A 2,888-nucleotide genomic window follows, 5' to 3' on the forward strand; every position below is an offset into this window, starting at 1 on the left:
TTTTTTTTCTTTTTTTTTCACTCTTTTAAAAACCCCCAACAAAAAACACGACCGTAACGACTTCCGACCGGACCGAGTCAGTCGCCGACGCCGAAGCCGACCTTGCGGACGTCCGAGGGGGCGATCTCGACGTACGCGATGCGGTCGGACGGGACGATGTACTTGCGCCCCTTCTCGTCGTTGATGCGGAAGAGCCCGTCACCGGCCGTCAGGGCCTCGGCGACCAGCTTCTCCACCTCTTCGGGAGACTGGCCACTGGACACCACCAGCTCGCGCGGCGTGTCCTTGATGCCGATCTTGACCTCCACGTGGGACCTCCGCTGGAAATTCGTAAGGGATGTGCCGGCCAAGGCTAACCGAACCGGCTCGTTCCGGTGGCGCATGTCCGCGCCCGACCGCGTCGTCACTTCCGGGTACTCCATCGGGTTCAGCCCAGGCCGAGCGCCTGCATGCGCTTCGTGTGCCCCTGTTGCAACCGCCGGAACAGCGCCGCGATTCCGGAAAGGTCGCCCGAGCCGCTGATGATGAGCTCGGCCAGCCCGTCGCGCTCGGCGACGACGTACTGGGCCTGGGTCAGGGCCTCGCCGAGCAGGCGGCGGCCCCACAGGGCGAGCTTGTCGCGGGTCTTGGGGTCGGCCTCGATGCCGGCCGCGACCTCGCGTTCGGCGAAGGCCGAGTGGCCGGTGTCGGCCAGCACGGTCAGCACCAGGTCCTTCGTCTCCGGGTCGAGCCAGCTGGCGATCTCCCGGTAGAGGTCGGCGGCGAGCCCGTCGCCGACGTAGGCCTTGACCAGCGACTCCAGGTACGACTTCGGGGGCGTCGAAGCGTGCCAGGCGTCGATGTGGTTCACGAACGGGGCCATCGCGTCTTCGATCTTGACGCCGTTCGCGGCCACGTGCTTGGCGAGCTGGCCGTAGTGACCGATCTCGGCGGCCGCCATCGCCGCCAGTGCGGCCCGCCCGGCCAGCGTGGGGGCGCTGCGCGCGTCCTCCGCCAGCCGGTCGAACGCGGACAGTTCGCCATAGGCGATCACCCCGAGAAGGTCGACTACGCCTTCACTGATCTCTTTGGGCTCGGTCACGGGGGCAGGGTATCGCCGAAGCACCCGGGCGTGTCGGGACGAGACCGATCACACTGGTTCCGGCGCGCCGGGTACTGTCGAAAAACTGCTGACCAGGTACACTGGCACACGATATCGAGCTTCCGTACGCCATACCGGCGTCGGGAAACAGGCAGGTCACGTGGCCTGCCGACGTACTGCAATGTGCGTGCACGCCTCTTCCGGCATTCCCGGGACGGACCGGTTCCGCGCTCCAGAACAGCGCCAGGGACCAGGGTTTACTCCCGGTCGAGTGTCGAGCGGACCCACGGCTGTGCGCGCTGGTCACGAGAGAGGCGATCACCCTGACCGCAGAAATTCCCACAACCGAACAGACCCCCGCCGTCGCGCTGGAACACAGCGAGACCGGCCCGGCCGCGCTCGACACGTCGCACCCGCTGCAGGCGGGCGTCGAGGTCGAGCCCGAGGCCCCGACCTTCGCGTCCTTCGGCGTCAAGCCCGAGATCGTCAAGGCTCTCGGCGAGGCCGGCATCGAGCGGACGTTCGCCATCCAGGCGCTCACCCTCCCGCTGGCCATGGCCGGCGACGACCTCATCGGCCAGGCCCGCACCGGCATGGGCAAGACCCTCGGCTTCGGCGTCCCGCTGCTGCACCGCGTGCAGGTCCCGGGCGACGGCACCCCGCAGGTGCTCGTCGTGGTGCCGACCCGCGAGCTGTGCATCCAGGTCGCGAACGACCTCAAGGGCGCCGGCAAGCACCTGGGCATCCGGACCCTGGCCATCTACGGCGGCCGCCCGTACGAGCCGCAGATCGAGGCGCTGCGCAAGGGCGTCGACGTCGTGATCGGCACCCCGGGCCGGCTGCTCGACCTGGCCGAACAGCAGCATCTGGTGCTGGGCAAGGTCCGCGGCCTGGTGCTCGACGAGGCCGACGAGATGCTCGACCTGGGCTTCCTGCCCGACATCGAGCGCATCCTGCGGATGGTGCCGGACGAGCGGCAGACCATGCTGTTCTCGGCCACCATGCCCGGCCCGATCATCACGCTGGCCCGCACGTTCCTGAACCAGCCGACGCACATCCGCGCCGAGGAGAACGACGCCGGCGCGGTCCACGAGCGCACCACCCAGTTCGTCTACCGGGCGCACTCGATGGACAAGCCCGAGGTCATCGCCCGGGCGCTGCAGGCCGAAGGCCGCGGCCTCACGATGATCTTCAGCCGCACCAAGCGCACCGCGCAGAAGGTGGCCGACGACCTGGTCGAGCGCGGTTTCGCCGCCGCCGCCGTGCACGGTGACCTGGGCCAGGGCGCCCGCGAGCAGGCGCTGCGCGCGTTCCGCTCCGGCAAGGTCGACGTGCTGGTCGCGACCGACGTCGCCGCCCGCGGCATCGACATCGACGACGTCACGCACGTGATCAACTACCAGTGCCCGGAGGACGAGAAGACCTACGTCCACCGGATCGGCCGCACCGGCCGCGCCGGGCGCACCGGCGTCGCGATCACCCTCGTCGACTGGGACGAGGAGCCGCGCTGGAAGCTGATCTCCGACACCCTCGGCCTGGACATGCCGGAGCCGGTGGAGACGTACTCGTCGTCGAAGCACCTGTACGAGGACCTGGGCATCCCGGAGGGCACCACCGGGCGGCTGCCGCTGGCCAAGCGCACCCGCGCCGGCCTGGCCGCCGAGGAGGAAGAGGACCTGGGCGGCAAGAAGCGCGGCCGTCGTCGGGGCGAAGCCGCCTCGGAGGACGCCCCGCGCAAGCGCACCCGGGCCCCGCGCAAGCGGACCCGCGGCGGCTCGCGGGCGGCCGAGGCGATCGAGGCCGCGGA

General features: G+C 69.7%; 3 protein-coding genes. 1 reads left to right on the forward strand and 2 read right to left on the reverse strand.

What is annotated here, in order from left to right; all coding sequences use genetic code 11:
- Nucleotides 1-77: 77 nt before the first annotated feature.
- Both ACWEVN_RS47450 and ACWEVN_RS47455 read right to left on the reverse strand, forming a co-directional pair.
- Nucleotides 78-308, reverse strand: a complete 231-nt coding sequence (locus tag ACWEVN_RS47450) for a DUF3107 domain-containing protein (RefSeq protein ID WP_013223016.1) — start codon at nucleotides 306-308, stop codon at nucleotides 78-80.
- 119 nt (nucleotides 309-427) lie between these two features.
- Entirely contained in the window at nucleotides 428-1,081 is a 654-nt protein-coding gene (locus tag ACWEVN_RS47455; RefSeq protein WP_449687463.1) for a ferritin-like fold-containing protein, read from the reverse strand.
- Between the two features lie 554 nt (nucleotides 1,082-1,635).
- Between ACWEVN_RS47455 and ACWEVN_RS47460 the strand changes: the two genes are divergently transcribed.
- The coding region (locus tag ACWEVN_RS47460) for a DEAD/DEAH box helicase (RefSeq protein ID WP_452055656.1) at nucleotides 1,636-2,888 on the forward strand (1,253 nt) is incomplete at its 3' end.

The sequence above is a fragment of the Amycolatopsis sp. NPDC003861 genome (assembly GCF_053605405.1).